Genomic DNA, 25,589 nt, shown 5'->3' with positions numbered 1-25,589 from the left:
GCATCGAGGAAGGGTGGGGTTCTTATTATTCTTAATGATTGGAGGAATTAATTTGTTAAATCAGCGTAGAATAAATTTATTTGTCTTAATTTTTATGAATTTAATTTTTGGAACATTAATTTTAGTGTGGAATAATTTCAAATTAGATATTATTTATTTTTGCATCTGTTCTTTAATTTTAATTTATAGTGGAAAAACTAAAAGATTTATAAAATTTCTAATTTTTTATCTTATTTGTTTGTATATAGTTTTTTATATAAAGTTGCCTGATGATTCATTTTTCTCCTTCATAGGTTTTATCAGTTATTCAAATGTAAAGATGTGTCCAACATATATGATAGCAAGTTTTATTGTTTTAGATATAAGAACGAGTGAATTGATCTATGTTTTAGGAAAATTGGGATTTGGTAAAAAAATTAGATTTGCATGTACGATTACTTTAAAATTTATTCCCATTTATTTTGCAGAAAAAAGAATTATAAAAAATTCCTTAAAACTTAGAGGAATAGATGTTTCATTTACTAAACCTATCAAACGATTTGAATATTATATTGTACCGACTCTTTTTAGAGCATCAAATATTGCAAATGAAATGACGGAGTCGGCATATACAAGATGTGCGATGTGCACTGATAATATGAATTCAATATACTATAAAAAGTTTGATATAGTAGATTTTATTTTTATTGTTATGTTGATTTTACTAGTTGCATCTTGGGGAGGTGGATTTATTGATAAAATTTGAAAATGTAAGTTTTACTTATGAAGATTCTGATAAAAAAGCCTTAGAAGATATAAGTTTTGAAATAAATAAAGGAGAGTTGGTGTTAATAACAGGAGCTTCCGGTTCCGGTAAATCTGCGATATACAAATGTATAAATGGGCTGATTCCGCATATTTATGACGGTGAACTTTTAGGAAATATTGTTATTGATGATAAAAATACGAAGGATTGTCAGAATTATGAGCTGTGCAAAATAATAGGTTCTGTTTCTCAAAATCCAAGAGGACAATTTTTTACTGATAATACAACCTCTGAACTAGCCTTTACTTTGGAGAATCTAGGATATGAAGTTAAAGAAATTGTAGAAAAAATAAAAAATATTTCAAACTTCTTTGGTATTTCTAATATTTTAAATAAAAATGTTTTAGAAATTTCTGGTGGCGAAAAGCAAAAAATCTCTATTGCATGCGTTTCAATATTAGATGCAAAAACTTTAATATTTGATGAGCCTTCTGCAAATTTGGATTACTTGGGAATTGAGTTGTTGAAAGAAATTTTTCTAAAATTAAAGAAAAATGGATATACCATTGTCGTTGTTGAACATAGAATTTTTTATTTAAAAGAAATTTTTGATAGGTTGATTCATATAAACAATGGAAAGCTCATTGTAAATTTAGATAGAAAAGATGCTTTAAATTATAGTGCAGAAGATCTTAGAAGTTTAAATCCATTTGATAGAGAATTAACAGATATAAATAGATGTAGTAGAGAAGAAAAAATATTAGAAATAAATAATCTTATATTTAAAGATATTATCAAAGATATTTCTTTTGATGTCTATAAAGGAGAAATAGTTGGACTTGTAGGGAAAAACGGCGTTGGGAAATCTACAATTTCTAAGTTGATTTCTGGAATATATAACAAAACTTCTGGAAAAATTTCAAGTAAAAGTTTACCATTTGTCTTGATGCAGGATGTAGATTATCAATTATTTTCAGAAAGTGTATTTTCAGAATTTTTCTTATCTAAAAAAGATTTAACTGAAGATGAAGTTTTAGAAATATTAAAAACTATTAATCTTTATGATAAAAGAAATTCTCATCCATTCTCTCTTTCAGGTGGCGAAAAACAAAGATTACTTATGGGAATTTGTGCAAAAAGTGATTCTGATATTTTGATTTTAGATGAACCTACCAGCGGTTTGGATTTTAACAATATGATTATTATTTCGGATATTATAAAAAATTTAGCAAAAGATAAAGCAATAATATTAATTTCGCACGACTATGAATTGTTGTCAAGGGTTGTAGATAGAGTGATATTTCTTGAAGACGGAAGAATAACAGAAGATTTTATTTTACAAGAAAAAAATCAATTAACTAATATTTTTCAAAAGATAAAAGGAGGAAAATTAAATGAAAATTAAAGATTTAGTTTTAGTTGCTATTTTAGGAGCTTTAAATTTGGTTGTTTCAATGATTGTAACATTTGCATTATTCCCATTGGGACCATATGCACATTGTATAAGTCCTGGAATTGCAGGATTATTCGCAGGAACTGTTTTTGTGTTTATGTGTAATAAAGTTGGGAAAAAAGGAAGTTTTTTGCTTTTTTCAGGTGTTTATTTGATTGCAATGGCTGGTGTCGGATTTTATCTTCCATGGATTATTTCATATACAATTGCCTTTATCATAGGAGAAATTATACTTTCATATATGGGTTATCAAAATAAAATTGCTCAATTTATAGCTTTTGGATTGATTCAAGTTGGCAGTGAATGTGGGCAAATAATACCGGTAAATTTCTTCTTAGAATCTTTTAAGAAAACTTGGGTAGGAAAAAATGGAGTTACAGAGAGTGCAATAAATGAGATGATAAAATTTTCAACTGGAACATATGGATTGATTAATCTTTTAATTGTATTTATATTAGGAGGACTTGGTGTTGTAATTGGAAATAAAATTTTAAAAAAACATTTCAAAAAAATTTAAAAATTAGAAAAAAATTTAGATTAAAAGGGATATATTTGCGTATATCTCTTTTGTTTTTTTAAGTATATGTGTTATAATTAATATAGTTTTATGCCTTGTGATAAAACTATATTAATTTCATCGTAATTACCATAAAAGAATAATCAAAAAGGGATTACGATATAATTTAAAAGTTTTATGCCTTGTGATAAACTATAATTTTATTTGTAATTCTGAAAAGAATTAGAAATAAAATTTCATCATATTTTACAATAAAAAAATGGCTAAAAAGGAAAATATGATATATTAATTTCATCGTAATTACCATAAAAGAATAATCAAAAAGGAATTACGATATAATTAATGTAGTTTTATGCATAGTAATAGAACTGAATTTATTTCTAAAAAATTAAGATTTAAATAAATTTTATATTATGTTATAAAAATTTTTATAGTTAGGAGTTAGAGTATGAATATTACAATCATATTAGCTGCAGGTGAAGGAACTAGAATGAAAAGTAAGAAATCAAAGGTTTTACATAAAATAGTTAATCGAACTTTGATTGATTATGTTTATGATGCTAGTTGTGATGCAGGTAGTGATAAAACTATAATTATTGTAGGGAAAAATAAAGTTGAAGTTGAAGATAAGTTTGGAGATAAGGTATTATATAAAGAACAAAAAATCGGTAAAGAATATCCTTATGGAACAGGTTATGCTGTTCAACTTGCTGTAGATGAAATCAGTGATGACGATAATGTTTTAATTTTGAGTGGGGATACTCCTTTAATAAAAGGAGAAACTTTGCAAAAATTGTTAGAAGAACATATTGCTATGAATTCAAAAGCAACTGTTCTTACAGCATTTATTGATGATACTACAGGATATGGTCATATTATAAAAGACAATAATGGTAAATTTTTAAAAATAGTTGAAGATAAGGATGCTACTATTGAAGAAAAGAGAGTCAAAGAAATAAATTCAGGAATTTATGTTTTTAATGGAAAAGCATTAAAAAATTCAATAACAAAGATAGATCAAAATAATGTTCAAAATGAATTATATCTTACAGATGCAATTAAAGTTTTAGTTCAAGATGGAGAGAATGTTTCAACTTATAAACTTGATGACATTGAAGAAATTTATGGTATAAATTCTAAGCTACAATTATTTGAAGCTGAAAAAATTATGCGTTATAGGATAAATTCAGAGTATATGAGAAATGGTGTTATAATGGAAAATCCAGAAAATACTGTTATTGAAAAGGGAATAAGTATAGGAATAGATACATTTATTGGAAGTGGAGCTAGAATTATTGGAAATACTGTTATTGGAGAAAATGTATATATAACTGGAGATACTTTTATAGAGAATTCTGATATAGGAAATGATGTTGTTATTAAGAGTTCTTACATAGAAAATAGTACAGTTGGCGATTCTGTTACTATGGGACCTTTTGCACATCTTAGACCAAAGAGTGTTTTAAAAGATTCAGTGCATATTGGAAATTTTGTTGAAGTTAAAAATTCAACTGTTGGAGAAAATACTAAAGCAGGGCATTTATCCTATATTGGGGATGCAATTGTAGGTAAAGATGTAAATATGGGTTGCGGTTGTATTTTAGTAAATTATGACGGAAAAAACAAACATATTTCTGAAATTGGAGATGGCTGTTTTGTGGGTAGCAATTCCAATATAGTTTCTCCGGTAAAAATTGCAAATGATACTTTTATTGCTGCCGGTACAACTGTTGTATCAGACGTAGAAAATGAAGGTTCATTAGTAATTGGACGTTGTGAAACTTTTGAAAAAGAAAATTGGGTTTATAAAAAGAATTTAAAAATAAAAAAGTAGTATTTTAGGAGGAATTATGTTAGCTTATACTGGACCTATGAAAATTTTTTCAGGAACTGCAAATAGAAAGTTTGCAGAAGATATTTGTAAATGTCTTGATATGCCATTGGGGGAAATAAATATCGGGAAATTTAGTGATGGTGAAATTAATCTTTCAGTTGAAGAGACTGTAAGAGGTTATGATGTTTATATTATTCAACCTACTTGCAATCCTACTAATGACAATCTTATGGAAGTGTTAATTATGGTTGATGCTTTTAAAAGAGCTTCAGCAGGAAGAATTAATGTTGTTATCCCTTATTATGGATATGCAAGACAAGACAGAAAGACAAAAGCCAGAGAACCGATAACTGCAAAGTTGGTTGCTAATTTGATTGAAAAATCAGGTGCTGATAGAGTTATAACTATGGATTTACATGCGGGACAAATTCAAGGATATTTTGATATTCCTGTAGATCATCTTTCTGCTATTAAACCACTAGCAGATTTCTTCAAGGATGAATTAAAAGATGAAGATAAAAATGATATGGTTGTAGTTTCTCCTGATTTAGGTGGAGTTACAAGAGCTAGAAATTTCTCTAATTATTTAGATTTACCTATAGCAATTTTGGAAAAGAGAAGACCACGTCCAAATGTTTCAGAAGTAATGAATGTTATAGGCGATATTGAAGGAAAAACTTGTATAATTGTAGATGATATTATTGATACTGCAGGAACTATTACAAATGCCGCAAATGCTTTAATAGCAAAGGGAGCAAAGAAAGTTTATATTACTGCAAGTCATGGAGTATTTTCGGGGAAAGCAATTGAAAATATTGCTAATTCAAAAGTTGAAAAATGTGTTGTAACAGATACTATTCCTCAAGAAAAGAATTTAGGTGGAAAAATTGAAGTTGTATCGGTTGCACAATATTTTGCAAAGGCTATTGATAGAATAAATAACAACAGACCGGTGAGTATGCTATTTGATGGAAGATAATGTATATTTAATAGTTGGTCTTGGAAACCCAGGCAAAAATTATGTTGGAACCAGACATAATGTAGGCTATGGAGTTGTTGATATATTAGCTGAAAAGTATAGTATCAATATGAATAAAGAAAAATTTAAATCTTTTTTCGGTCAAATAAATATGTTTGGTAAAAAATGTATTTTTTTAAAACCACTTACTTATATGAATTTGTCCGGAGAAGCAGTTATAGATGCAGTAAATTATTTCAAAATAAAGCCGGAAAATATTATAGTTATATTAGACGATATAGATATTCCCTTTGGTACTGTTAGAATTAAAAAAAGGGAAGTGCTGGGACACATAATGGCTTAAGATCAATAATTTATCATTTGGAAACAGAAAATTTTCCTAGAATAAGGGTAAGTGTTGGAAAATGTCCGGATTATATGGATTTAAAAGATTTTGTTTTAAGTAAATTTTCATCTTCAGAGGAGAAAATTTTGAAAAAAGTATTAGAAATTTCCGCAGATGCAGTTGAGGAAATAATAAAAAGTGATGTTGACAAAGCAATGTGTAAATTTAATGGAATGTGTATAGAGGAATAATATTCCTCTATATTTTTTGTGAACAAGGGGTTATTTATGAATTTTTTAATTGATTTTTTAAAGAATAATGAATCATATTTGGATATGATTTCAAATTTAAAATCAAATAATGTTCCTATTTATTGTAATGGACTTATAAAAGAGAGTTTGTTCCATTTAGTGTATTCTATTTTCAACGATTTGCCAAATAAAAATTTAGTTTTATTGGTCGAAAATGATAATAGAGCTAACGAACTTTGTGATGAATTAAAAAATTTAGTAGGGGATAAAGTTGTAGTTTATCCTAATTTTGAGATAAGATTTCACAATATAAATAGTTTAGAAACAAATCTTGAAAATATTAGAATAGAGATAATGAATAGACTTATTTCTAAAGAAAAATTCATAATAATTACAACTGCAGGTGCTTTGTCAAAGAAGATAAGTACACCAAATTTTTTTAAATCACATTATATTTACATTAACGAAAATTCGGAAGTAAATCTTAAAGAATTAACAGAAAATTTAATTAAAATGCATTATGATAGAGTTGATTTTGTTGAAGCAAAGGGACAATTTTCAATAAGAGGATCTATTTTTGATATATTTCCTGTAAATTTTAAAAATCCAATAAGAATAGAGTTATTTGGAGATGATGTTGATTCTATACGTGTTTTTGACATAAACAGTCAAAGATCTGTTGAAAAGTTGCAGAAGGTAGAAATAATACCTGCAAAAGAAATGGTATTATCAAAAGCAGATGTTGAAAATATTTTAAACGGTTTGAATAAAGATATTGAGAAGTTACAAAAGTTAAAATTATTTGGAAAAGATATTGAAAAAGCAACAGAAAAATTTTATCAAATTTATAATGATTTAAAGGAAAATTATCATATTTCAAATATGGATTTAATTTCACCTTATATAAGAAAAGGTAGTTATTCGACACTTTTAGATTATTTGGATCAAGATTCTATAGTTTGCACAGAAGATATTTTAAAAATTTATGACAGAAATTTGGAAATAGAAAATTTATTTCATGAAAATGTACTTTTTTCTATTGAAAACGCAGAGATTTTAGATTCTCATAAAGATATTTTAATTCCTTTTGAAAATATCTTAAGAAGAATTAAAGAATTTAGCGTAATAAATTTTACACAACTTTTGAAAAGAACAAAAATAATAAATCCTAAAAGTATAGTAAATTTAAAAACTATTGAGTCTGAAATATTCAATAGAAAATTTGATATGCTATTTCAGAGTTTGAAATATAAATTGCAGAGAGGATATAAAATTGTAATTTTTGCCGGTTCATTTGAAAAAGCGAATAACCTAAAGGAAATTTTATTTGCTGAGAATATAAATTCAAATATATTTCAAGGATTAGAATTTGAATTAAAAAGCTCTATTTTAGGGATTTCTACATTAAATTTAGAATCTGGATTTGAATATCCTATTCAAAAAGTTCTTTTTTTAACACATAAAGAAATTTATGGTACTGTAAAAAAGACTTCTAAAAAAGTAAAAAGAAAAGTAAAGATACCTTACTAGATTACACTGACTTAAATGTCGGAGATTTTGTTGTTCATGAAAATCATGGAATTGGAGAATATAGAGGAATTCAACAGATAGAAGTTGATGGTATTGTAAAGGATCACATCTTAATTTTATATAAAGGAAATGATAAATTATATATTCCGACAGATCAAATGAATTTAATTCAAAAATATATCGGAAAAGACGGATATAGACCAAAATTAAATAGATTGGGCTCTAATGATTGGGTTAAAACAAAAACTCGTGCTAAAAAAGTTTTAGATGAAATTGCAATAGATTTAGTTCAACTATATGCGAAAAGGGATAAAATAAGAGGATTTGCATTTTCAGAAGATACAACATGGCAAAAAGAATTTGAAGACAGTTTTATTTATGAAGAAACATATTCACAGCTTAGGGCAATTAATGAAATCAAGAGAGATATGGAGCAATTTAAACCTATGGATAGATTGCTTTGTGGAGATGTAGGTTACGGCAAGACTGAAGTAGCTTTAAGAGCAGCTTTTAAAGCTATGATGGATGATAAACAGGTTGCATTTTTAGTTCCTACTACAATACTTGCTCAACAGCATTATAATACTGCCATTGAAAGAATTGGAGATTTTCCTGTTGAAATAGAAATGCTTAGCAGATTTAGAAGTCCTGTAAAACAAAAAGAGATTTTAAAAAATGTGAAAAACGGGAAAGTAAATTTACTCATAGGTACGCATAAATTATTATCAAAGAATTTAGAATTTAAAGATTTAGGGCTTCTAATAATAGATGAAGAACAAAGATTTGGGGTTAAACATAAAGAATCATTAAAAAAATTAAAGAAAATATTGATGTCTTATCTCTATCTGCAACACCGATTCCAAGAACTATGCAAATGAGCTTAGTAGGAATTAGAGATATGAGTATTTTAGATGATGCACCTGAGGAAAGAGTAACAATCGCTACATTTGTTTTAGAATATAATGATTCTGTAATTCGTGAAGCTATTTATAAAGAAATAGATAGGGGTGGACAAGTCTATTTTGTATATAATAGAATTAAAGATATGGATAAGATGTATGTTGAATTGTCAAAGCTTGTTCCTGATGCAAGAATTGCAATGGCACATAGTAAATTATCCAACAAAGAGTTAGAAAATATTATGTATGATTTTCAAGAAGGAGAATATGATATATTATTATGTACTACAATTATTGAAACAGGTATGGATATAAAAAATTGTAATACTATGATTATATATGATGCTGATAAAATGGGATTATCTCAACTTTATCAGTTAAAGGGAAGAATAGGACGATCAACTAGAAGAGCTTATGCATATTTCACTTATGAAAAGGATAAAGTTTTAACTGAAATTTCAGAAAAAAGACTTATGGCTATAAGAGATTTTTCTGAATTTGGTTCAGGTTTTAAAATAGCTATGAGAGATTTAGAACTTAGAGGGGCAGGAAATATCTTGGGTGAATGTCAATCCGGACATATAGAAACAATTGGTTATGAAATGTATGTAAGAATGCTTGAAGAAAGTATAAAAACTGTTAAGGGAGAAAATTTACAAATTAAAAATCAAACAACAATAGAACTTTCGGTTGATGCATATATTCCTTCAAATTATATAGGAGACAGTAATCAAAAAATCGATATGTATAGAAAAATTGCAGGAATAACATCGAAAGAAGATTTTAATGAAATCTATGATGAGTTAACTGACAGATTTGGAGATGTTCCAAAAACAGTATTAAATGTTATGAATGTGTCATATTTGAAAAGTATTTCTACAGAGTTGAATTTTATTAAAATAATTGAGAGAGAAAAATCAGTTGTATTTAAGTTTGAACAGACAGATAGAGGTATTTTAGAGTTAATCGGCAGAATTTCTGATTCATTATTTAGAAAAATAGAGTTTAATTTTAATGAAGATGCTGAATTGATTTATAATTATGATAAGAAAAAATTAGAAGAAAGTATTGATTTTGTTGAAAATTTGCTATTTTTAAAGCAAAATTGTTAAAAAAACTTTGACATTATTAAAAAATGATGTATAATATCAAAAGATTAAAATATTAGTCAAAAAGGAGAGAAGTATGAAAAATAGATTAATAAAATTTGCAAGTGTAATAGTACTTTCAGCTATGCTTTTTACTGCTTGTGCTAAAGCGCCAAGAGGAGCTATGGTAAAAATTGGGGATAAGTATATTACTGAGGAACAAATTCAAAAAGAATATGACAGAGTAATTGCATCTTATACAGATGAGCAAAAGGCAAAATATGATGAATCAACTGATGAGGGCAAAAAAGCTTCTTTAAATCTAAAACAAAACATCTTAGAAATGTTCTCTAATATTGAAGTTGTTAAGCAAAAATTTGCTAAATTAGAAAAAGAATATAAAGATGAAGGTAAAACTGAAGAAGAAATTGCTAAAGTAACTGTAACAAAAGAAGAAATAGAAGATAATTTTAATAAAGTTAAAGAGCAATTAGGTGACAAGTTTAATGAAGAACTTGAAAAGGCTAAACTTAGTGAAGATGAATTAAAATATAAGATTGAAGATAATCTATATTCTACAAAATTCCAAACTTGGTTTTCTGAAAATTTCGAACCAACTGATGAAGAAATCACAGAAAAATATAAGGGAAGTAATTTTGACGGTCCACAAATTAATGCAAGTCATATTTTAGTTGAAAATGAAGAAGATGCTAAAAAAGTTAAGAGCCGTTTAGAAGCCGGAGAAAAATTTGAAGATGTAGCCGTTGAAGTTTCAAAAGATCCATCTGCTAAAAAAATAAAGGTCTTTTGGGAACTTTCACTAAGGGAGTTATGGTACAAGAATTTTATGATGCTGCAGCTAAATTGAAAGTTGGAGAAATCAGTGAACCTGTTAAGAGTAAATTTGGATATCATATAATAAAATTAAATGAAATAGTTGAAGAATATGATAAATTTTCTGATGAAAGTAAGTCACGTATTAAGCAAGGATTGAAAAAAACTATCATGTCAGAAAAATTTAAGACTGAATTTGAAAAGATTCAAAAAGAAGTTAGCTATTTACCAATAAAAAATTTCAAATAATCGGCTAAATTGCTTGATATTTTTTGAAAATTAATATATAATAATATTGCACAATGGTTAAGATACCATTTTTATAGGCAATTATTAAATATAATAGTGTATTTAGGAGGAAATTTTAATGAACAAATCTGAATTATTAGCTAGTATGGCTGAAAAAGGAAAAATTACAAAAGTTGATGCTGAAAGAGCATTAAACGCTTTTATTCAAACTGTTGAAGAAACATTAGTTAAAGGGGAAAAAGTTCAATTAGTTGGATTTGGAACTTTCGAAGCTAGAGAAAGAAAAGCAAGAAGTGGAAGAAACCCAAGAAACCCTAAAGAAGTTATTAAAATTCCAGCATCAAAAGCACCAGTATTCAAAGCTGGAAAATCACTTAAAGAAATTGTAAATAAATAATTTTGATGATGAATGAAAAAATCAGACCTTGAGTCTGATTTTTTTGTAAAAAATATATATATGTATTGAAAATAATATATAATATGTTATAATATTTTGGTGAAAAATCACATATTCGGATTGAACAAGTGTTGCCTAAAGAGGTTCTTGTCAAGTTGATGAATATGGGTGGCTAAAAAACAGGAGGTAAGAAAATGTCACAAGTAATTTTGATGAAAAATTTATTAGAAGCAGGGGTACATTTTGGACATCAAACTAGAAGATGGAATCCAAAAATGTCAAGATTTATTTTTACAGAAAGAAATGGAATCTATATTATAGATTTGCAAAAAACTGTAAAACAAATTGAACAAGCATATGATTTCGTAAGAGAAATTGTTGCTGATGGTGGAAGAGTTCTTTTTGTTGGAACTAAAAAACAAGCTCAAGAAGCTGTTGAAACAGAAGCAAAAAGAAGTGGACAATTCTATGTTAGTCATAGATGGTTAGGTGGAATGTTAACTAACTATAAGACTATAAGAAAGAGAATTGAAAGATTAAAGAAATTAGAACTTATGGAAGAAGATGGAACTTTCCAAAGATTACCTAAGAAAGAAGTAATTAAATTAAGAAGAGAAGCTGAAAAGTTAGAAAAATTCTTAGGCGGAATTAAAGAAATGGAAAAACTTCCAGATGTTCTTTTCGTTATAGATCCAAAGAACGAAAAAATTGCTGTAAATGAAGCAAAAATATTAGGTATTCCTGTTATAGGAGTTGTTGATACTAACTGTGATCCAGATGAAGTTGATATAGCTATTCCAGGAAATGACGATGCTATTAGAGCTGTAAAATTATTAACAGGTACAATTGCTAATGCTATTGTTGAAGCTAAACAAGGAGAACAAGTTGAAGCAGAAGAAGTTGTAGTTGAAGAAGTTACAGTAGAAGTAGAAGAAGTTTCTGAAGAAGTAGCTGAATAATTAGAAAGTGGAATTTAAAGGGGTAAGGATTCAAATTTTTAATATTTATCCTTACCTTGTTTTTTATAGATTATATATTATAGGAGGGTTTTATGGAAATTACTGCAAAATTGGTAAAAGAGTTAAGAGAAACTACCGGTGCCGGAATGATGGAATGTAAAAAGGCATTACAAGAAGTTAATGGAGATATGGAAAAGGCTATTGAATTTTTAAGAGAAAAAGGGTTAGCTAAAGCTGCTAAAAAAGCTAGCAAAGTTGCTGCTGAAGGTTTAATTACTTTAGTTATTGATGAAAATAATACTAAAGCTGCTCTTACAGAAGTAAATTCACAAACAGATTTCGTTGCTAAAAACGAAAACTTTGTAGCATTAACTAAAAAAGTTACTGAACATGTATTTGATAATGAATTAAAAAATATAGAAGAATTAAATGCATCAAATATAGATGGAACTAATTTTGAAGAATTCTTAAAATTACAAATTTCTTCAATTGGAGAAAATATTGTAGTAAGAAGATTAGCATTTGCTAAAGCATGTTGCGAAAGTAGTATAGTTTGTGGATATGTCCACTTTAATAAAAAAGTAGGTGTTATCCTTAAAGCTAACTGTGACAGCGAAGCTACAAAGAAAGGTGCAAAAGATTTATTACAAAATGTTTGTATGCATATTTCAGCGATGAAACCACAATTTTTAAGTTATAAAGATTTAGATTCAGAATTTGTTGAAAAAGAATATTTAGCTCTTAAAGGTTCAATTGAAAAAGAAAATGAAGAATTAGTTAGACTTGGAAGACAATTAAAGAGAATTCCAAAATATGCTTCAATGTCTCAAATTACTGATGAAGTTTTAAAAGCTGAAGAAGAAGAATTAAAAGAAGAATTAAAGAAACAAGGAAAACCTGAAAAAATTTGGGATAAAATTTTACCAGGACAAATCGAAAGATTTATTCAAGATAATACTTTGATTGATCAACAATATGCTTTATTCAGTCAACAATATGTATTAGATGATAGTAAAACAGTTTTAGAAGCTGTTAATGATAAAGCAAAAGAATTAGGTGGAAATATTGAAATAGTAGAATACACTAGATTCGAAGTAGGCGAAGGATTAGAAAAGAAAGAAGAAAACTTTGCTGAAGAAGTTGCAAAACAAATGGGATTATAAAAATATTTTTTAAGACAGTGATTAATCGCTGTCTTTTTTGTAATTTAGAAATTTTAATAAAAATTATGATAAAAAAATTAGGTTGGAAATTTTCCAACCTAATTTTTTTATCTGTAGAATGAGCCTTGTTGCCATCCACCTTTTAAATATATAAAATGAGCAATTATGCTAACCAAAACATTAGAAATTGCCATTGCAAGCCAAATTCCGGTTGCTCCATATCCTGTTAAATACTTGAAGAAAAGTATTAAAGGAAGTCTTATTATCCAAAGTCTTATCATATCAATTGCCATTGAATATTTGCTGTTTCCTGAACCTTGGAAAAGTCCTTGATATACGAAAAACATATTTAGCATTACAAGTGTTATTAATGTATAGAACATATAGCTATTTGCTTGAACCATAAGAACTGAATCTTTTGGGGCACTTATAAAGAATGACAATATTTCATATCTAAATATAAAGCTTATAAATGCAATAATCAATGACATTATAATTATTATGATGGATGCTTTTTTAAATGTTTCTTTTACTCTTTTTATATTATTATTTCCAATATTTTGTCCAATTATTGAAGTTATGGCAGTACCAACTCCACCAGGTGGAATATTTAGTAATCCACTAATCCTGTTAACCATTCCATAAGCAGCTACAGTTTCAGTTCCATAGCTTTGAATAAATGAGTTCATTATCATGAAACCTATAGCTGAACCAACTTGTCCAATTACTGAAGGTAATGTAATTCTGTAGATTCTTTTTAAAATAGGTTTTTCCCATTTTATGTAAACTAAGCTATTTAAATTTAATTTTATTAAATCTTTATTTATTCTTAAGTGAAGTAAACCAACTAAACACATAATTCCTTGTGTTAATACAGTTGCTAAAGCTGCACCTTTTACTCCAAGACCAAGTCCTGTAAGAGAAGTAAATGGAATTACATCAAAAATAAAAAATGGATTTAAAATCATATTTAATATAACACAGACTGTACTAATCATAGTAGGAATGGTATTTTTTCCTTGAGCGGATAAAATTGATGAATATATATAATATAGAAATATAAATGGAATTCCAAAATAGCTATATTTTAAATATATTATACTGTATTTTGCAAGATCTCCACTAGCACCCATAAGATTTACTATTAAATTAGAACTAAAATATCCCAATAACATAAATACAATTGAGAATAATAAAGAAATATTTATCAAAGTATCTGCATATTTTTGTGCGTGTAAAAAATCTTTTCTTCCCAATAATTGCGAAATTAATGATATTGCAGCTATTGAAAGACCGATACCAATTGAATTAAATAAAAATATAACAGGCCAAGTAAAACTTGTTGAAGCAAATTCAGCAGTTCCTAATTTTCCAAGCCAAAATGCATCTGCAAGAGAGTATAATTGCTGAATAAAATTATTTAAAATAATTGGGATAGATATAATTGCAATAATTTTGTAAATATTTCCATGTAAAATCATTTCACTTCTTTCTTTTTTCATACAACACCTCCCGTAATGAAATACATACCTTTATTTTATTCCACAAAAACACTAAATTAAAACATAAATATTAAAAAATATTAATAAATAAAGGCTTTAAAAATATTATCAATTAAATAGTATTGTTATATTATATTTTAACAATGATTATTATATAATATAGATAAAATTTATAATTTTATAAAGTTTTGTTATCTAAAACAATTTTTTACATAATTAATATCTTTCTGAATAATCTGTTAAAATAGTATTATTTTTATTATAATAAGTTTAAATTTTATTGTTAAAAAATTATGATAAATTTAAAATATATGCTATAATATATATAGCTTTATACTTTGTTATAAAGTTACATTTATTTATTCCATAATTTTTGTAAATTATGGTGACTATAAATTTAGGAGGAAGATATGAAAAAATCAAGAATTTTATCTTTGATTGTTGCAGGATTAGTATTAGTCGGTTGTCAAGCTAAAAAAACAGAAGATAAAAAAGAAGGAACAAAAGTAGAAACTACTAAGAACTTTGAAGGAAAAACATTAAATGTAGTTGCGACATCTGAAAAGTATAAAAAACTTTTTGATAAGTTTTCAGAAGAAACAAAAGCTAAAGTTGAATTTCTTTCAATGTCAAGTGGGCAAGTTATTGCTAAGATAAAAGCTGAAGGCGGAAAACCAAGTGCTGACGTATGGTTCGGTGGTGGAATAGATGCTTTTATGAAAGCAAAAACAGATGGGCTTTTAGAAATGTATAAACCTGAAGGATTTGATAAGATTAAAGAAGGATTTAAGGATAATGAAGGATATTGGATTTCAAAGGGAGTTACAGTTGTTGGATTTTTAGTAAATAATAAAATTTTACAAGAAAAAGGACTTCCGGTTCCAAAAACTTGGGCTGAAATTGTAGATCCTAAATATAAAGATGAAATAATAATGGCAAACCCTGCAGTTTCAGGAACAAGTTTTGCTAATGTAAAAGGACTTATTGACCTATATGGCGAAGAAAAAGCATGGGATTATTTCAAAAAATTAAATGATAATGTTAAGTTTTATGGAAAAAGAGGAAAAGATCCTCAAGAAAAAACTGTTGCCGGAGAATTTGGAATTGGTATAATTCCAATTGATAAATCATCATTTGATGTTGCTGAAAAAAATAATTTAACAGCAATTTATCCTGAAGATGGTTTATGCTGGGTTCCTGAAGGAGTTGCAATATTTAAAAACAGTCCAAATCTTGAAGTTGCAAAAGCTTTTGAAGACTTTATTTTAAGACCTGAAATTCAACAAATGATTGCTGAGCTTGATGGTAAAGATGGTGGACAAATGGTTATTGATGGAACTAAAGGATATGAACTTGGTTTACCAAAGGATAAATTTATTAAAGAAGATATTGAAAGTTTTGGTAAACAAAGAGATGATATTCTTAAGAGATGGGCAGAGTTAACACAAGGAAAATAAGATTCTAATATACTTTACATCGTATTAGTATAAGGAGGCATGTTATTTTACAATAAAAATGGGAGAGAAATCTCCCTTTTTATTGTGAAACAACAAGGTTCCCGGGCACCCACCCGATGCAAAGCATCGTGGGAGGGTGGGGTTCTTAATTAATTATAGTTATGAAAAAATATTTTAAATTTATAGATATATTTATTATTCTTACTTTGGTTTTTTGTTTATTTACTTTTATTTTGTTTCCTTTTTTAAAAGTTTTTATTTCTACTTTTTTTATTGGTGGAAAATTTTCTTTAGAAGGATTTGTTTTTTTAAGAACACAGAGTAAACTTTTATATAATTCATTATTTGTAGCATTTTTTGCTACTATACTTACAACAATTGTATCAGTTTCTATAGGGGTATTTTGTTTTAACATAAAAAAGAGTATTAAAAGATTGATTTCATTTATTTTAATGATTACAATGATATCACCACCTTTTGTTTCATCTCTAGCTTATATAAAACTATTTGGACGTAGAGGATTTATAACACATGATATTTTTAATTTGTCATTGAATGCATATGGACCTTTTGGGATTATTCTAATGCAAAGTATTGGGCTTATTTCTTTAAGTGCTCTAATGATTATTTCTACACTTGATAGCATTGATAAGGAACAGATAAATAGTGCAAGGTCACTTGGAGCAAAGACAAATAATATAATTTTGGATATAATCTTACCTCAATTATTACCAAGTATTAAAGTTGTTGCAATTTTAAGTTTTATAAGAAGTATTGCGGATTTTTCAACACCTTTAATTATAGGTGGTTCTTTTGAAACTTTAGCTTCGAAATCCTATAATGTTTTTATTTCTGATGGAAATATTGTTCAGGCAGGAGCTATGAATATAATACTTTGTATTCCGGTTATATTTACATTTATATTTTACATTAAAAATTCAAAAATAATTTCAAATACGAGTTTTGGATCAAATATATCTGAAGTAAATATTGGTAAAAAAGGGATTATTTATTCTTTTGTGGTTTTGTTATCAGCATTATTTTTGATTTTATTAATTTTACAGTATGGATCAATAATTTTATCTGCATTTACAGACTATTCAAAAGGAAAAATTTATTTTACACTTGAGCATTTTTTAGATATCAAAGATCATATAGATAAAACAGTTTTTAGAAGTATATATTATTCTTTAATATCAGCTTTTTTTGGAAGTCTAATTGGATTATTACTACAGTATTATATTCATATAAGAGAAGTAAGATTTTTAAAAATTTTCGATTTTATTGCTACGATGCCATATATGTTACCTGGAACATTTTTTGGTATAGGATATATATTAGCTTTTAATAATTATCCAATTTATATTACGGGAACAGCTTTAATTGTAATTTTAAATGTTACATTTAAGCAACTGCCTTTTTCTACAAAAGTATTTAGTTCAAGTTTGGAAACAATAGATAAAAATCAAATTTTAAGTGCAAAAGATTTAGGTGCAAATGAATTCTTTATTTTTAAAGATGTAGTTTTACCTCATACTAGAAATAATTTTGTTATTAGTATGATAAATGGATTTAACAGTACAATGACTACTGTGGGCTCTATTATTTTTATTGTTTATCCAGCACAAAAGGTATTAACTCTTGTTATGTTTGATGTTATAAATAGTGGTAAATATAATATAGCCTCAGTAATGGCTCTATTGATAATTATGATTTGTTTAAGCTTTAGTTTGCTATTTGTGTTGATTAATTATATTTTAAAGAAAATAGGAGATTTTTATGTTTTTAGAAGTAAAAAATTTATGTAAAACATATGGGGAAAAACAAGTTTTAAAAGATGTAAACTTTTCACTTGATGAAGGTAGTATTCTATGTATATTAGGTCCTTCGGGTTGTGGGAAAACTACAATTTTAAATTCAATTGGAGGATTTATTAAAAATGATTCCGGTCAAATAATTTTAAATGGAGAAGATATAAGTTCATTAAATCCTGAAGTGAGAAATGTTTCAACTGTTTTTCAGTCCTATGGACTTTTTAGCAATAAAAATGTTTTAGAAAATGTAGCTTATGGTTTAAAATTTAGAAATGTAAAAAATATGATAGAGTAAAACAGTCTATGGAAATTTTAAAAATAGTTGGACTTGAAGGATATGAATTCAGAAAAATTCATGAACTTTCTGGTGGGCAAAGGCAAAGAGTTGCACTTGCTAGAAGTTTAGTAATAAGTCCAAGATTAATTTTGCTTGATGAACCATTTTCAAATCTTGATAAAAACTTAAGAATTACAATGAGAAATGAGATAAAGAAACTTGTAAAATATTTTAAAATGACCACAATATTGGTAACCCATGACCAAGAAGATGCTTTTACAATGGCTGATAAAGTTATTTTAATGAATGATGGACAAATAATTCAAAATTCAACAGCCACTGAATTATACAATTCTCCTAATAGTGAGTTTTCACTATCCTTTATTGGAAATTCAAATAAAATAGACGATGATAATTTCATAAGACCTGAAAAAATAAAAATAGTTGAATATGAAACTGAAAATCCTGCTGAGATTTTTGCAAAACAATTTAGAGGAGCATTTATAGAATATCAATTAAAATTAAAGGGAAATAATGAAAAATTTTAAAAGTCATAGAATTAAATACAGGAAAAGAGAAAAATATTGGAGATTATGTTTTTATAGAATATGAATTACAAAAACTTTCAAATTAATTGAAAGTTTTTTTATTGTGAAACAACAAGGTTCCCGGGAACCCACCCGATGCGAAGCATCGTGGAAGGGTGGGGTTCTTATTAGAAGTTTCTTTAGCTAATTTTTTAATATTATTGAAAAGTTGAATTTTAGTTAATATTATATTATAATTAATATGGAAATTATAAAAATTAGAAAGATGTGATTTTATGGGTTTAGACAAAATGTTTTTTTTGCTATCAACAATAAGGATAACAGATATTATTGATATATTTTTAGTCAGTTTTATGTTTTATAAGTTATTCTCTTTGATAAGAGGAACAAGAGCAACTCAACTTATAAGGGGTATTTTATTTATTTTTATAGCATCAAAACTTAGTGAGTTTTTTAAACTTTACACTATAAGTTGGATTTTAAATAATGCAGTTACTGTTGGTTTTATTGCTATTTTAATAGTATTTCAACCTGAACTTAGAAGAGTTTTGGAACATATTGGAAATAATAAATTATTAAAACCGGTAAATTTTGAAGTTTCAAGTAGTAATGTAAATGTAATTGAAGAACTTGTCAAGGCGACTTATTCTTTAGCTGATAAGAAAATTGGTGCATTGATGGTATTGGAGAGGAAAACAGGACTTAGAGATATTATTGAAACAGGTATTTCTATTAATTCTGATATTTCTTATGAATTACTTATGAATATATTTATTCCTAACACTCCATTGCACGATGGAGCTGTAGTTATTAGTCATGATCGTATTATTGCAGCTTCTTGTTTTTTACCATTAACAGATAATAAAGAAATTTCAATGGAGCTTGGAACTAGACATAGAGCTGGTATTGGTATTTCCGAAAAGTCTGATGCAATTGTAATAGTTGTAAGTGAAGAAACGGGATATGTTTCTATTTGTGAAAAAGCAAAGATTAACAGAGATGTACCAAAAGAATACTTGATGAACTATTTAGTTGAAAATTTTGTTATTGAAGAAAAAAATAACAGTACTTTTAAAGAAATCTTCCAAAATTTATTTGAAAATAAAGAAATATCAGAAGATGTAGTAAATAAGGAAGAGCTTAAAGAAGAAGTTAAAAAAGAAATTATTGAAGATATAAAAGAAGAAGTTAGTGAAATTGTTGAAAATCAAGGTGATAAAATTGTTAAAAAAGATTAATATAAAGAGTATAGTAGAATCAGTAAAAAAAGATTTTAAATTAAAATTGATTTCATTGGCGGTTGGAGTTGTTATGTGGTTTCTCGTTATTGGAGGAGTTAATCCTGTGGTTACGAGACAATTTAATGATGTTCCTATAAGTTTTAAAAATCAATCTGTCCTGGATTCCAAAAAACTTGTTAGAATTAGTCCCGAAAATCCGACAGTTACAGTTACAATAACAGGAAAAAGAAGTGATGTTTATTCTGTAAATAAAAGTGATATTGTCGCTGAAGTTAATATGCAAAATGCAATTTATTCAGGAGCTCATAGACTTTCAATTAATTATAAAGTTCCGTATAATGTTCAGTTTAAATCTGCTTCAGAGAATGATTTACTTGTAACATTGGACGAAGAAATAAATAAGACTTATAAAGTTGAGGTTGAAACGGTAGGTCAGATAAAAAACAAAAATCAAGTAGTTGCTATAAAAGAACCTGCGGATTCTGAAGTTACTGTTAGTGGACCTGTGAGTTATGTAAATAAAGTAAAAAAAGTTGTTTGTGTCGTTGATGTTACCAATAAGGATAGTGATGAAGTCGTTCAATCTAAAATTATTCCTGTAGATGAGTCAAATCAGGAAGTTAAAAAAGTTCATATTAGTAAAACCGACACAAATGTCTCTATTGGATTTAAGAACTTTAAAGAAGTGCCAATAAAATTAGTTGAGATAAATTCAGCACCTAGTGATGTCAAAATTTTAAAAAAGAATATTGTTCCTAATGTAGTTTCCATAGTTGGAAATTTAACAAGTTTAGAACAAATTTCAGAGATAAATACTAAACCTTTTGATTTATCACAAATAAAGGAATCTGGTTCATATAGTCTTAATTTGGAATTGCCTTCAGATGTTACATTAGTAAATAATGATCTTCGAGTAGTTATTAATATTGATGTAGACAAAAAGATTGAAAAGACAATAGAAGTAGATACTTCAAATATAGTAATAGAAAATGAAACTGGAAAAGCTGTTATTTTAAAAGGTTTACAAGATAAAGTTAAAGTTACTGTAAAAGGTTATGAATCAGATTTAGCAAATCTTAGTGCAGATTTAATAGAACTTTATGTTTCGATAAAAAAAGATGATATTGGAAAAAATGTTCAAATAAAAGCTAAAAATATTGAAAATATAGAAATTGTAAAAATTTCAAATGATATTGTTCAAGCTATTGAAAAATAAATTTTAAAAAAGCAATGGTAATTCCATTGCTTTTTTAAAGATATTAATGAGGTTATGTATGGATTTATTAAAAGGTTTAAATAATAGGCAATTAGAAGCAGTAGAGCATTTCGGTTCTCCGTTATTGGTACTTGCAGGTGCTGGAAGTGGAAAGACAAAAGTACTGACTACGAAAATTGCTTATGCGGTTTTGGAAAAAAATGTAAGTGAATATGAAATTTTAGCAATTACATTTACAAATAAAGCGGGAAAAGAAATGAAAGAGAGAATAGAAAATATCTTTCAAAGAGATATTTCAAACATGTGGATTGGAACATTTCACTCAATTTGCTCTAAAATTTTAAGGTTTAATATAGAAAAAATTGGATATTCAAATAATTTTACAATTTATGATAGAGATGATCAAAAATTAGTTTTGAAGGAAATTTTTAAACAAAATCCTATTTGGGAAAATGTTCTTGGAGAATTTAAAAATGCTGTTATTGGAATTATAAGCGATGCTAAAGGGAAAAATGTTAAACCTGGTGATTTTACAAAGTATTTTCTTTTGGAAATAGTACTGATGTAGTGGAAAAGATTTATAAAAAATATGAAGAGATTTTAATTAAAAATAATGCTTTGGATTTTGATGATCTTATTTTTAAAACAATTGAACTTTTCAAAAAATGTCCTGAAGTTTTAGATTACTATTCTGAGAAGTTTAAACATATTTATGTTGATGAATATCAAGATACAAATGATGCTCAATATGAAATTATAAAACTTTTAGCATCAAAATATAAAAATGTTTGTGCTGTTGGAGATATTGATCAATCAATTTATGGTTGGAGAGGTGCAAATATTTCAAATATTTTGAATTTCGAAAATGACTTTCCTAATTCAAAAATAATTTTACTTGAAGAAAATTATCGTTCAACACAGAAGATTCTAGATTGTGCTAATGAACTTATAAAGAATAATGTGAATAGAAAAGAAAAAATCTTTGGACTAAAAAAGAGGGCGGAGATGAAATAATTTATAAAAGCTATCAAAACGAAAATTATGAGGCAATAGAAGTTGCGCAAAATATTTCAAATTTGATTTTTGAAGGTTATAATTTATCAGATATCGCAGTTTTATATCGTGCAAATTTTCAATCTTTTGCCATTGAAAATGCTCTAAGAAAAAATTCAATTGCATATAAAATGGTCGGTGGACTTAAGTTTTATGACAGAAAAGAAATAAAAGATATTTTAGCTTATTTAAAGCTAATTGCAAATCCCAAAGATGATAATGCTTTTAGAAGGATAATCAATTATCCTAAGCGTTCTATAGGGAATGTGAGTTTACAAAAATTGGAGGATTATTGCAATTTAGAAAATATAAGTCTTTTTGATGGACTTTTTAGAAATGAATTTTTAGAATCTATAAGTAAAAAATTAAGAACAGAATTCGAAGATTTTAGAGATATGATTTTTGGTTTTATCACCTGTGTTGAAGATACAGATATAGAAATCTTAGTTAAAGAGCTTTTAGATACTATTAAGTTTTTAGATTATTTAAGAGATAATGAAAAAAAAGACTTTGAAAAAAAGTCAGAAAATATAAATTTGTTTTTAGAAGAAATTTCTAATAACTATAAAGGAGTTAAATTACTAGAATATCTTGAAACAAATAGCCTTTTATCAGATATAGATAAGACAGAAGATGTAGATGAAACTGTTACTTTAACTACAATTCATTCTGCAAAGGGACTTGAATATAAGGTTGTATTTATTATCGGAATGAATGAAGGAATATTTCCGAGTGAAAGGTCGATTAAAGAGAGAGATGATGGACTTGAAGAGGAAAGACGTTTATTTTATGTTGCTATAACTAGAGCAAAGGAAAAACTTTTTATTTCATCTACAAAGAGTATGACTATGTATGGAAAATTAAATCTTTATAGAGTTTCAAGTTTTGTTGATGAAATAATAAATTATGTTGATGACAAAAGTATTAATCTTGAATTTAATTTTGACGAAGAAAGAGTTGCTACTTCAAAAATTAGAAATGATGCTTATACAGATTATTCCAGAACTTATGTTTCTAATTCAGATTTAGGCAGAACAAAACTGGACAAACCATTAAATCATCATCAAAAACCAACTAAAACTTCATCTAAAGATATTTATAAAGTTGGAGAAAAGATTATACACGAAAAATATGGTATGGGAACTGTTATAAAATGTGAAAAGGCTGGAACAAAAGTAATGCTTATGGTTGCGTTTGATGGAGAAGGAATTAAATTGTTTGATTTAAAGAAAGACAAGCGTATAAAGAGGGCTTAATTATGGATAAAATGAAAGAAATTGTAGAAAAATTAAATCTTTGGGCATATCAGTATTACACTTTAGACGAACCTATTGTAAGTGATGCTGAGTATGATAAACTCTATGATGAACTTCTAAAATTAGAAAAAGAAGCAGGCGTAATTTTACCAAATTCTCCAACTCAAAGAGTAGGTGGAGAAGTTTTAGAAAAATTTGAAAAACATACACATTTAAAAGAACTTTATAGTTTACAAAAGGCTCAAAGTTTTGAAGAGCTTGAAGAGTTTCATAATAGATGCAAAAAACTTTTGAATGAATACAATTCTATAAATAACACGAAAAAGACTTTGGAGTATTATGTTGAATTTAAATTTGATGGATTAACTATAAATTTGACTTATGATAAAGGAATTTTAGTTTCTGCATCTACTAGAGGTAATGGAGTATATGGAGAAGAAGTTTTTGAACAAGTAAAGACAATAAAAAGTATCCCCCTTGAAATTGACTATAAAGGTTTAGTTGAAATTCAAGGAGAAGCTATTATGCCTTTTTCTGCTCTAACAAAATATAATGAGACTGCAGAAGTACCTTTAAAGAATGCTAGAAACGCTGCAGCAGGAGCGATTAGAAATTTGGACCCTAAAAAAACTGCAAGTAGAAATTTAGATGCTTTTATCTATAATGTTGGATTTAAGTCTGATGAACAATTCAAAACTCAAGAAGAAATGATTTCATTTTTAAAAGATAATAAATTTAAAGTTAATGGATATGAAAAAAAATGTCATAATATGAATGAAATTAAAGATAAAATAAACGAAATAGATATATTAAGAAAAAAAGTTGATTATTTAACTGATGGGGTTGTAATTAAAGTTAATGATTTTGAGCTTAGAGACTTTTTTGGATATACAAATAAATTTCCTAGATTTGCAATAGCTTATAAATTTGAAGCGGAAGAATATAGTACAATTTTAAAAGAAGTTATATGGAATGTAGGAAGAACAGGAAAAGTTACTCCAACTGCAATTTTAGAGCCTGTTGAAATAGGAGATGTAACTGTTCAAAGAGCAACTTTAAATAATTATGATGATATTTTAAGAAAAAGAGTAAAAATAAATTCAAGAGTTTTGATAAGACGTTCAAATGATGTTATTCCTGAAATTCTTGGAACAATGGATGAGAATAATGAAAATGAGATGGAAATAAAAATGCCAACACATTGTCCTTATTGTAATAGTGAATTAATTAGAGATGGAGTACATTTTTTCTGCACAAATACACTTGCCTGTACGCCACAATTAACTTCTTCACTTGTTCATTTTTCAAGCAAAAATGCAATGAATATAGAAGGACTAAGTGAAAAGACTATTGAATCATTGTTTGATAAATTAGGAGTAGATAAAGTCTATAAAATATATGACTTAAAATATGATGAACTTCTAACATTAGATAAATTCAAAGAAAAAAAGGCAAATAATTTGTTAAATTCAATAGAACATAGTAAAAAAGTTAATATTGAAAATTTTATTTATGCACTTGGAATTAAAAATGTTGGTATTAAAACTGCAAAAGATTTAGCTAAAAAGTATAAAAATTTAGATAATTTAAGAAAAGCAACCGTTGATGAACTGTTACAAATTAATGATGTAGGAGAAATTGTGGCAAATTCTATTTTTGAATTTTTTAATGATGAATATAGCAAAGATGCTTTGGATAAATTACTTGAAAAGGGAATTGAAATAATTCCTTATGAAGAAATATCAAAAAGTGAGTTTACAGATAAAAAAATTGTAATAACAGGAACTTTTGAAAATTACAAGAGAAAAGATTTGGAAGATATCTTTTCTCAAAATGGACTCATAGTTCAATCTGCAGTAGCCAAATCGACAGACTTTTTAGTTGTTGGTGAAAAAGCGGGTTCAAAATTAAAAAAGGCACAAGAACTTAGAGTAGAAATAATAACAGAAGAAAATGTAGAAAACTTTTTAGAAAATATTAAAATAAAGTAGTATTATTAGAT

General features: G+C 26.9%; 24 protein-coding genes and 3 pseudogenes. 25 read left to right on the top strand and 2 right to left on the bottom strand.

Annotated features, from left to right (window positions below; translation table 11 throughout):
* Positions 1–52: 52 nt before the first annotated feature.
* The 15 genes and pseudogenes from HMPREF9127_RS05235 to tsf all read left to right on the top strand — a co-directional run bounded on the left by HMPREF9127_RS05235 (position 53) and on the right by tsf (position 13,223).
* A complete protein-coding gene (locus HMPREF9127_RS05235; protein ID WP_009448794.1) occupies positions 53–745 on the top strand; it encodes an energy-coupling factor transporter transmembrane component T in 693 nt (230 codons plus the stop codon).
* Positions 723–2,150 (top strand): ABC transporter ATP-binding protein, encoded by a 1,428-nt coding sequence (locus tag HMPREF9127_RS05230; RefSeq protein WP_052635958.1) that lies wholly within the window; start codon positions 723–725, stop codon positions 2,148–2,150. Before HMPREF9127_RS05235 ends, HMPREF9127_RS05230 begins: the two co-directional genes overlap by 23 nt.
* Entirely contained in the window at positions 2,140–2,715 is a 576-nt protein-coding gene (locus tag HMPREF9127_RS05225; protein WP_009448836.1) for an MptD family putative ECF transporter S component, read from the top strand. Before HMPREF9127_RS05230 ends, HMPREF9127_RS05225 begins: the two co-directional genes overlap by 11 nt.
* A 448-nt stretch (positions 2,716–3,163) precedes the next feature.
* A complete protein-coding gene (gene glmU, locus HMPREF9127_RS05220) occupies positions 3,164–4,549 on the top strand; it encodes a bifunctional UDP-N-acetylglucosamine diphosphorylase/glucosamine-1-phosphate N-acetyltransferase GlmU (RefSeq protein ID WP_009448593.1) in 1,386 nt (461 codons plus the stop codon).
* 16 nt (positions 4,550–4,565) lie between these two features.
* The gene (locus HMPREF9127_RS05215; protein ID WP_009448643.1) at positions 4,566–5,528 is read left to right on the top strand and encodes a ribose-phosphate diphosphokinase; all 963 of its coding nucleotides are present in this window, start codon (positions 4,566–4,568) and stop codon (positions 5,526–5,528) included.
* A pseudogene (pth, locus tag HMPREF9127_RS07855) lies at positions 5,518–6,104 on the top strand (aminoacyl-tRNA hydrolase). Before HMPREF9127_RS05215 ends, pth begins: the two are co-directional and overlap by 11 nt.
* Before the next feature lie 36 nt (positions 6,105–6,140).
* A complete protein-coding gene (locus HMPREF9127_RS09295) occupies positions 6,141–7,634 on the top strand; it encodes a transcription-repair coupling factor family protein (protein ID WP_009449067.1) in 1,494 nt (497 codons plus the stop codon).
* Between the two features lie 50 nt (positions 7,635–7,684).
* Positions 7,685–7,756 (top strand): annotated as a pseudogene (locus HMPREF9127_RS09790) (hypothetical protein); the annotation flags it as partial.
* A 36-nt stretch (positions 7,757–7,792) separates the two neighbouring features.
* Positions 7,793–8,512, top strand: coding sequence for a DEAD/DEAH box helicase (locus HMPREF9127_RS09290; RefSeq protein ID WP_009448628.1), 720 nt, complete (start codon positions 7,793–7,795; stop codon positions 8,510–8,512).
* Positions 8,509–9,645 carry a TRCF domain-containing protein gene (locus tag HMPREF9127_RS09285; RefSeq protein WP_255261723.1) on the top strand — a complete coding sequence of 379 codons (1,137 nt, stop codon included), beginning with the start codon at positions 8,509–8,511 and terminating at the stop codon, positions 9,643–9,645. The genes HMPREF9127_RS09290 and HMPREF9127_RS09285 overlap by 4 nt, the downstream gene beginning before the upstream one ends.
* 73 nt (positions 9,646–9,718) lie before the next feature.
* Positions 9,719–10,489, top strand: a complete 771-nt coding sequence (locus HMPREF9127_RS05195) for a peptidylprolyl isomerase (RefSeq protein ID WP_009448970.1) — start codon at positions 9,719–9,721, stop codon at positions 10,487–10,489.
* The gene (locus tag HMPREF9127_RS09280; protein WP_009448869.1) at positions 10,453–10,704 is read left to right on the top strand and encodes a peptidylprolyl isomerase; all 252 of its coding nucleotides are present in this window, start codon (positions 10,453–10,455) and stop codon (positions 10,702–10,704) included. The genes HMPREF9127_RS05195 and HMPREF9127_RS09280 overlap by 37 nt, the downstream gene beginning before the upstream one ends.
* 118 nt (positions 10,705–10,822) lie before the next feature.
* Positions 10,823–11,101: an HU family DNA-binding protein gene (locus HMPREF9127_RS05190; RefSeq protein ID WP_004833235.1), complete on the top strand. Its 279-nt coding sequence runs from the start codon at positions 10,823–10,825 to the stop codon at positions 11,099–11,101.
* Positions 11,102–11,295: 194 nt separating this feature from the next.
* Positions 11,296–12,060, top strand: a complete 765-nt coding sequence (rpsB, locus tag HMPREF9127_RS05185) for a 30S ribosomal protein S2 (RefSeq protein WP_009448745.1) — start codon at positions 11,296–11,298, stop codon at positions 12,058–12,060.
* A 92-nt stretch (positions 12,061–12,152) separates the two neighbouring features.
* Complete coding sequence (gene tsf, locus HMPREF9127_RS05180) at positions 12,153–13,223, top strand: translation elongation factor Ts (RefSeq protein ID WP_009448789.1); 1,071 nt, start codon at positions 12,153–12,155, stop codon at positions 13,221–13,223.
* Positions 13,224–13,330: 107 nt separating this feature from the next.
* Here tsf and HMPREF9127_RS05175 read toward each other — a convergent pair whose 3' ends face one another.
* Positions 13,331–14,725, bottom strand: a complete 1,395-nt coding sequence (locus HMPREF9127_RS05175) for an MATE family efflux transporter (protein WP_009448564.1) — start codon at positions 14,723–14,725, stop codon at positions 13,331–13,333.
* Positions 14,726–15,135: 410 nt separating this feature from the next.
* On the opposite strand from HMPREF9127_RS05175, the gene HMPREF9127_RS05170 reads away from it, so the two are divergent.
* Positions 15,136–16,182: an ABC transporter substrate-binding protein gene (locus HMPREF9127_RS05170; protein WP_009448993.1), complete on the top strand. Its 1,047-nt coding sequence runs from the start codon at positions 15,136–15,138 to the stop codon at positions 16,180–16,182.
* A 145-nt stretch (positions 16,183–16,327) separates the two neighbouring features.
* Here HMPREF9127_RS05170 and HMPREF9127_RS09275 read toward each other — a convergent pair whose 3' ends face one another.
* Positions 16,328–16,597 (bottom strand): hypothetical protein, encoded by a 270-nt coding sequence (locus HMPREF9127_RS09275; RefSeq protein WP_255261722.1) that lies wholly within the window; start codon positions 16,595–16,597, stop codon positions 16,328–16,330.
* A 19-nt stretch (positions 16,598–16,616) separates the two neighbouring features.
* On the opposite strand from HMPREF9127_RS09275, the gene HMPREF9127_RS05165 reads away from it, so the two are divergent.
* The 9 genes and pseudogenes from HMPREF9127_RS05165 to ligA all read left to right on the top strand — a co-directional run bounded on the left by HMPREF9127_RS05165 (position 16,617) and on the right by ligA (position 25,578).
* Positions 16,617–17,990: an ABC transporter permease gene (locus tag HMPREF9127_RS05165; RefSeq protein WP_255261721.1), complete on the top strand. Its 1,374-nt coding sequence runs from the start codon at positions 16,617–16,619 to the stop codon at positions 17,988–17,990.
* Positions 17,962–18,291 (top strand): ATP-binding cassette domain-containing protein, encoded by a 330-nt coding sequence (locus HMPREF9127_RS09270; protein ID WP_009448842.1) that lies wholly within the window; start codon positions 17,962–17,964, stop codon positions 18,289–18,291. Before HMPREF9127_RS05165 ends, HMPREF9127_RS09270 begins: the two co-directional genes overlap by 29 nt.
* 8 nt (positions 18,292–18,299) lie before the next feature.
* On the top strand, positions 18,300–18,821 hold the full coding sequence (locus tag HMPREF9127_RS09265; protein WP_009448913.1) for an ABC transporter ATP-binding protein: 522 nt from the start codon (positions 18,300–18,302) through the stop codon (positions 18,819–18,821).
* Between the two features lie 275 nt (positions 18,822–19,096).
* A complete protein-coding gene (gene cdaA, locus HMPREF9127_RS05150; protein WP_009449083.1) occupies positions 19,097–20,059 on the top strand; it encodes a diadenylate cyclase CdaA in 963 nt (320 codons plus the stop codon).
* Positions 20,034–21,278, top strand: coding sequence for a CdaR family protein (locus tag HMPREF9127_RS05145; RefSeq protein WP_141557529.1), 1,245 nt, complete (start codon positions 20,034–20,036; stop codon positions 21,276–21,278). The genes cdaA and HMPREF9127_RS05145 overlap by 26 nt, the downstream gene beginning before the upstream one ends.
* A 58-nt stretch (positions 21,279–21,336) precedes the next feature.
* Entirely contained in the window at positions 21,337–21,846 is a 510-nt protein-coding gene (locus tag HMPREF9127_RS09260) for a UvrD-helicase domain-containing protein (protein ID WP_009449022.1), read from the top strand.
* Positions 21,846–23,110: pseudogene (locus tag HMPREF9127_RS09785) on the top strand (ATP-dependent helicase); the annotation flags it as partial. The gene HMPREF9127_RS09260 and the pseudogene HMPREF9127_RS09785, both read left to right, overlap by 1 nt.
* Positions 23,111–23,173: 63 nt before the next feature.
* On the top strand, positions 23,174–23,587 hold the full coding sequence (locus HMPREF9127_RS09780) for a hypothetical protein (RefSeq protein ID WP_482198256.1): 414 nt from the start codon (positions 23,174–23,176) through the stop codon (positions 23,585–23,587).
* 2 nt (positions 23,588–23,589) lie between these two features.
* Complete coding sequence (ligA, locus tag HMPREF9127_RS05135) at positions 23,590–25,578, top strand: NAD-dependent DNA ligase LigA (RefSeq protein ID WP_009448702.1); 1,989 nt, start codon at positions 23,590–23,592, stop codon at positions 25,576–25,578.
* Positions 25,579–25,589: the final 11 nt, after the last annotated feature.

This window comes from Parvimonas sp. oral taxon 393 str. F0440 (assembly GCA_000223315.2).
In the GTDB taxonomy this organism is placed as follows: domain Bacteria; phylum Bacillota; class Clostridia; order Tissierellales; family Peptoniphilaceae; genus Parvimonas.
Note: the sequence above shows the minus strand (reverse complement) of the source record. Positions and strands in the feature narration are given on the sequence as shown.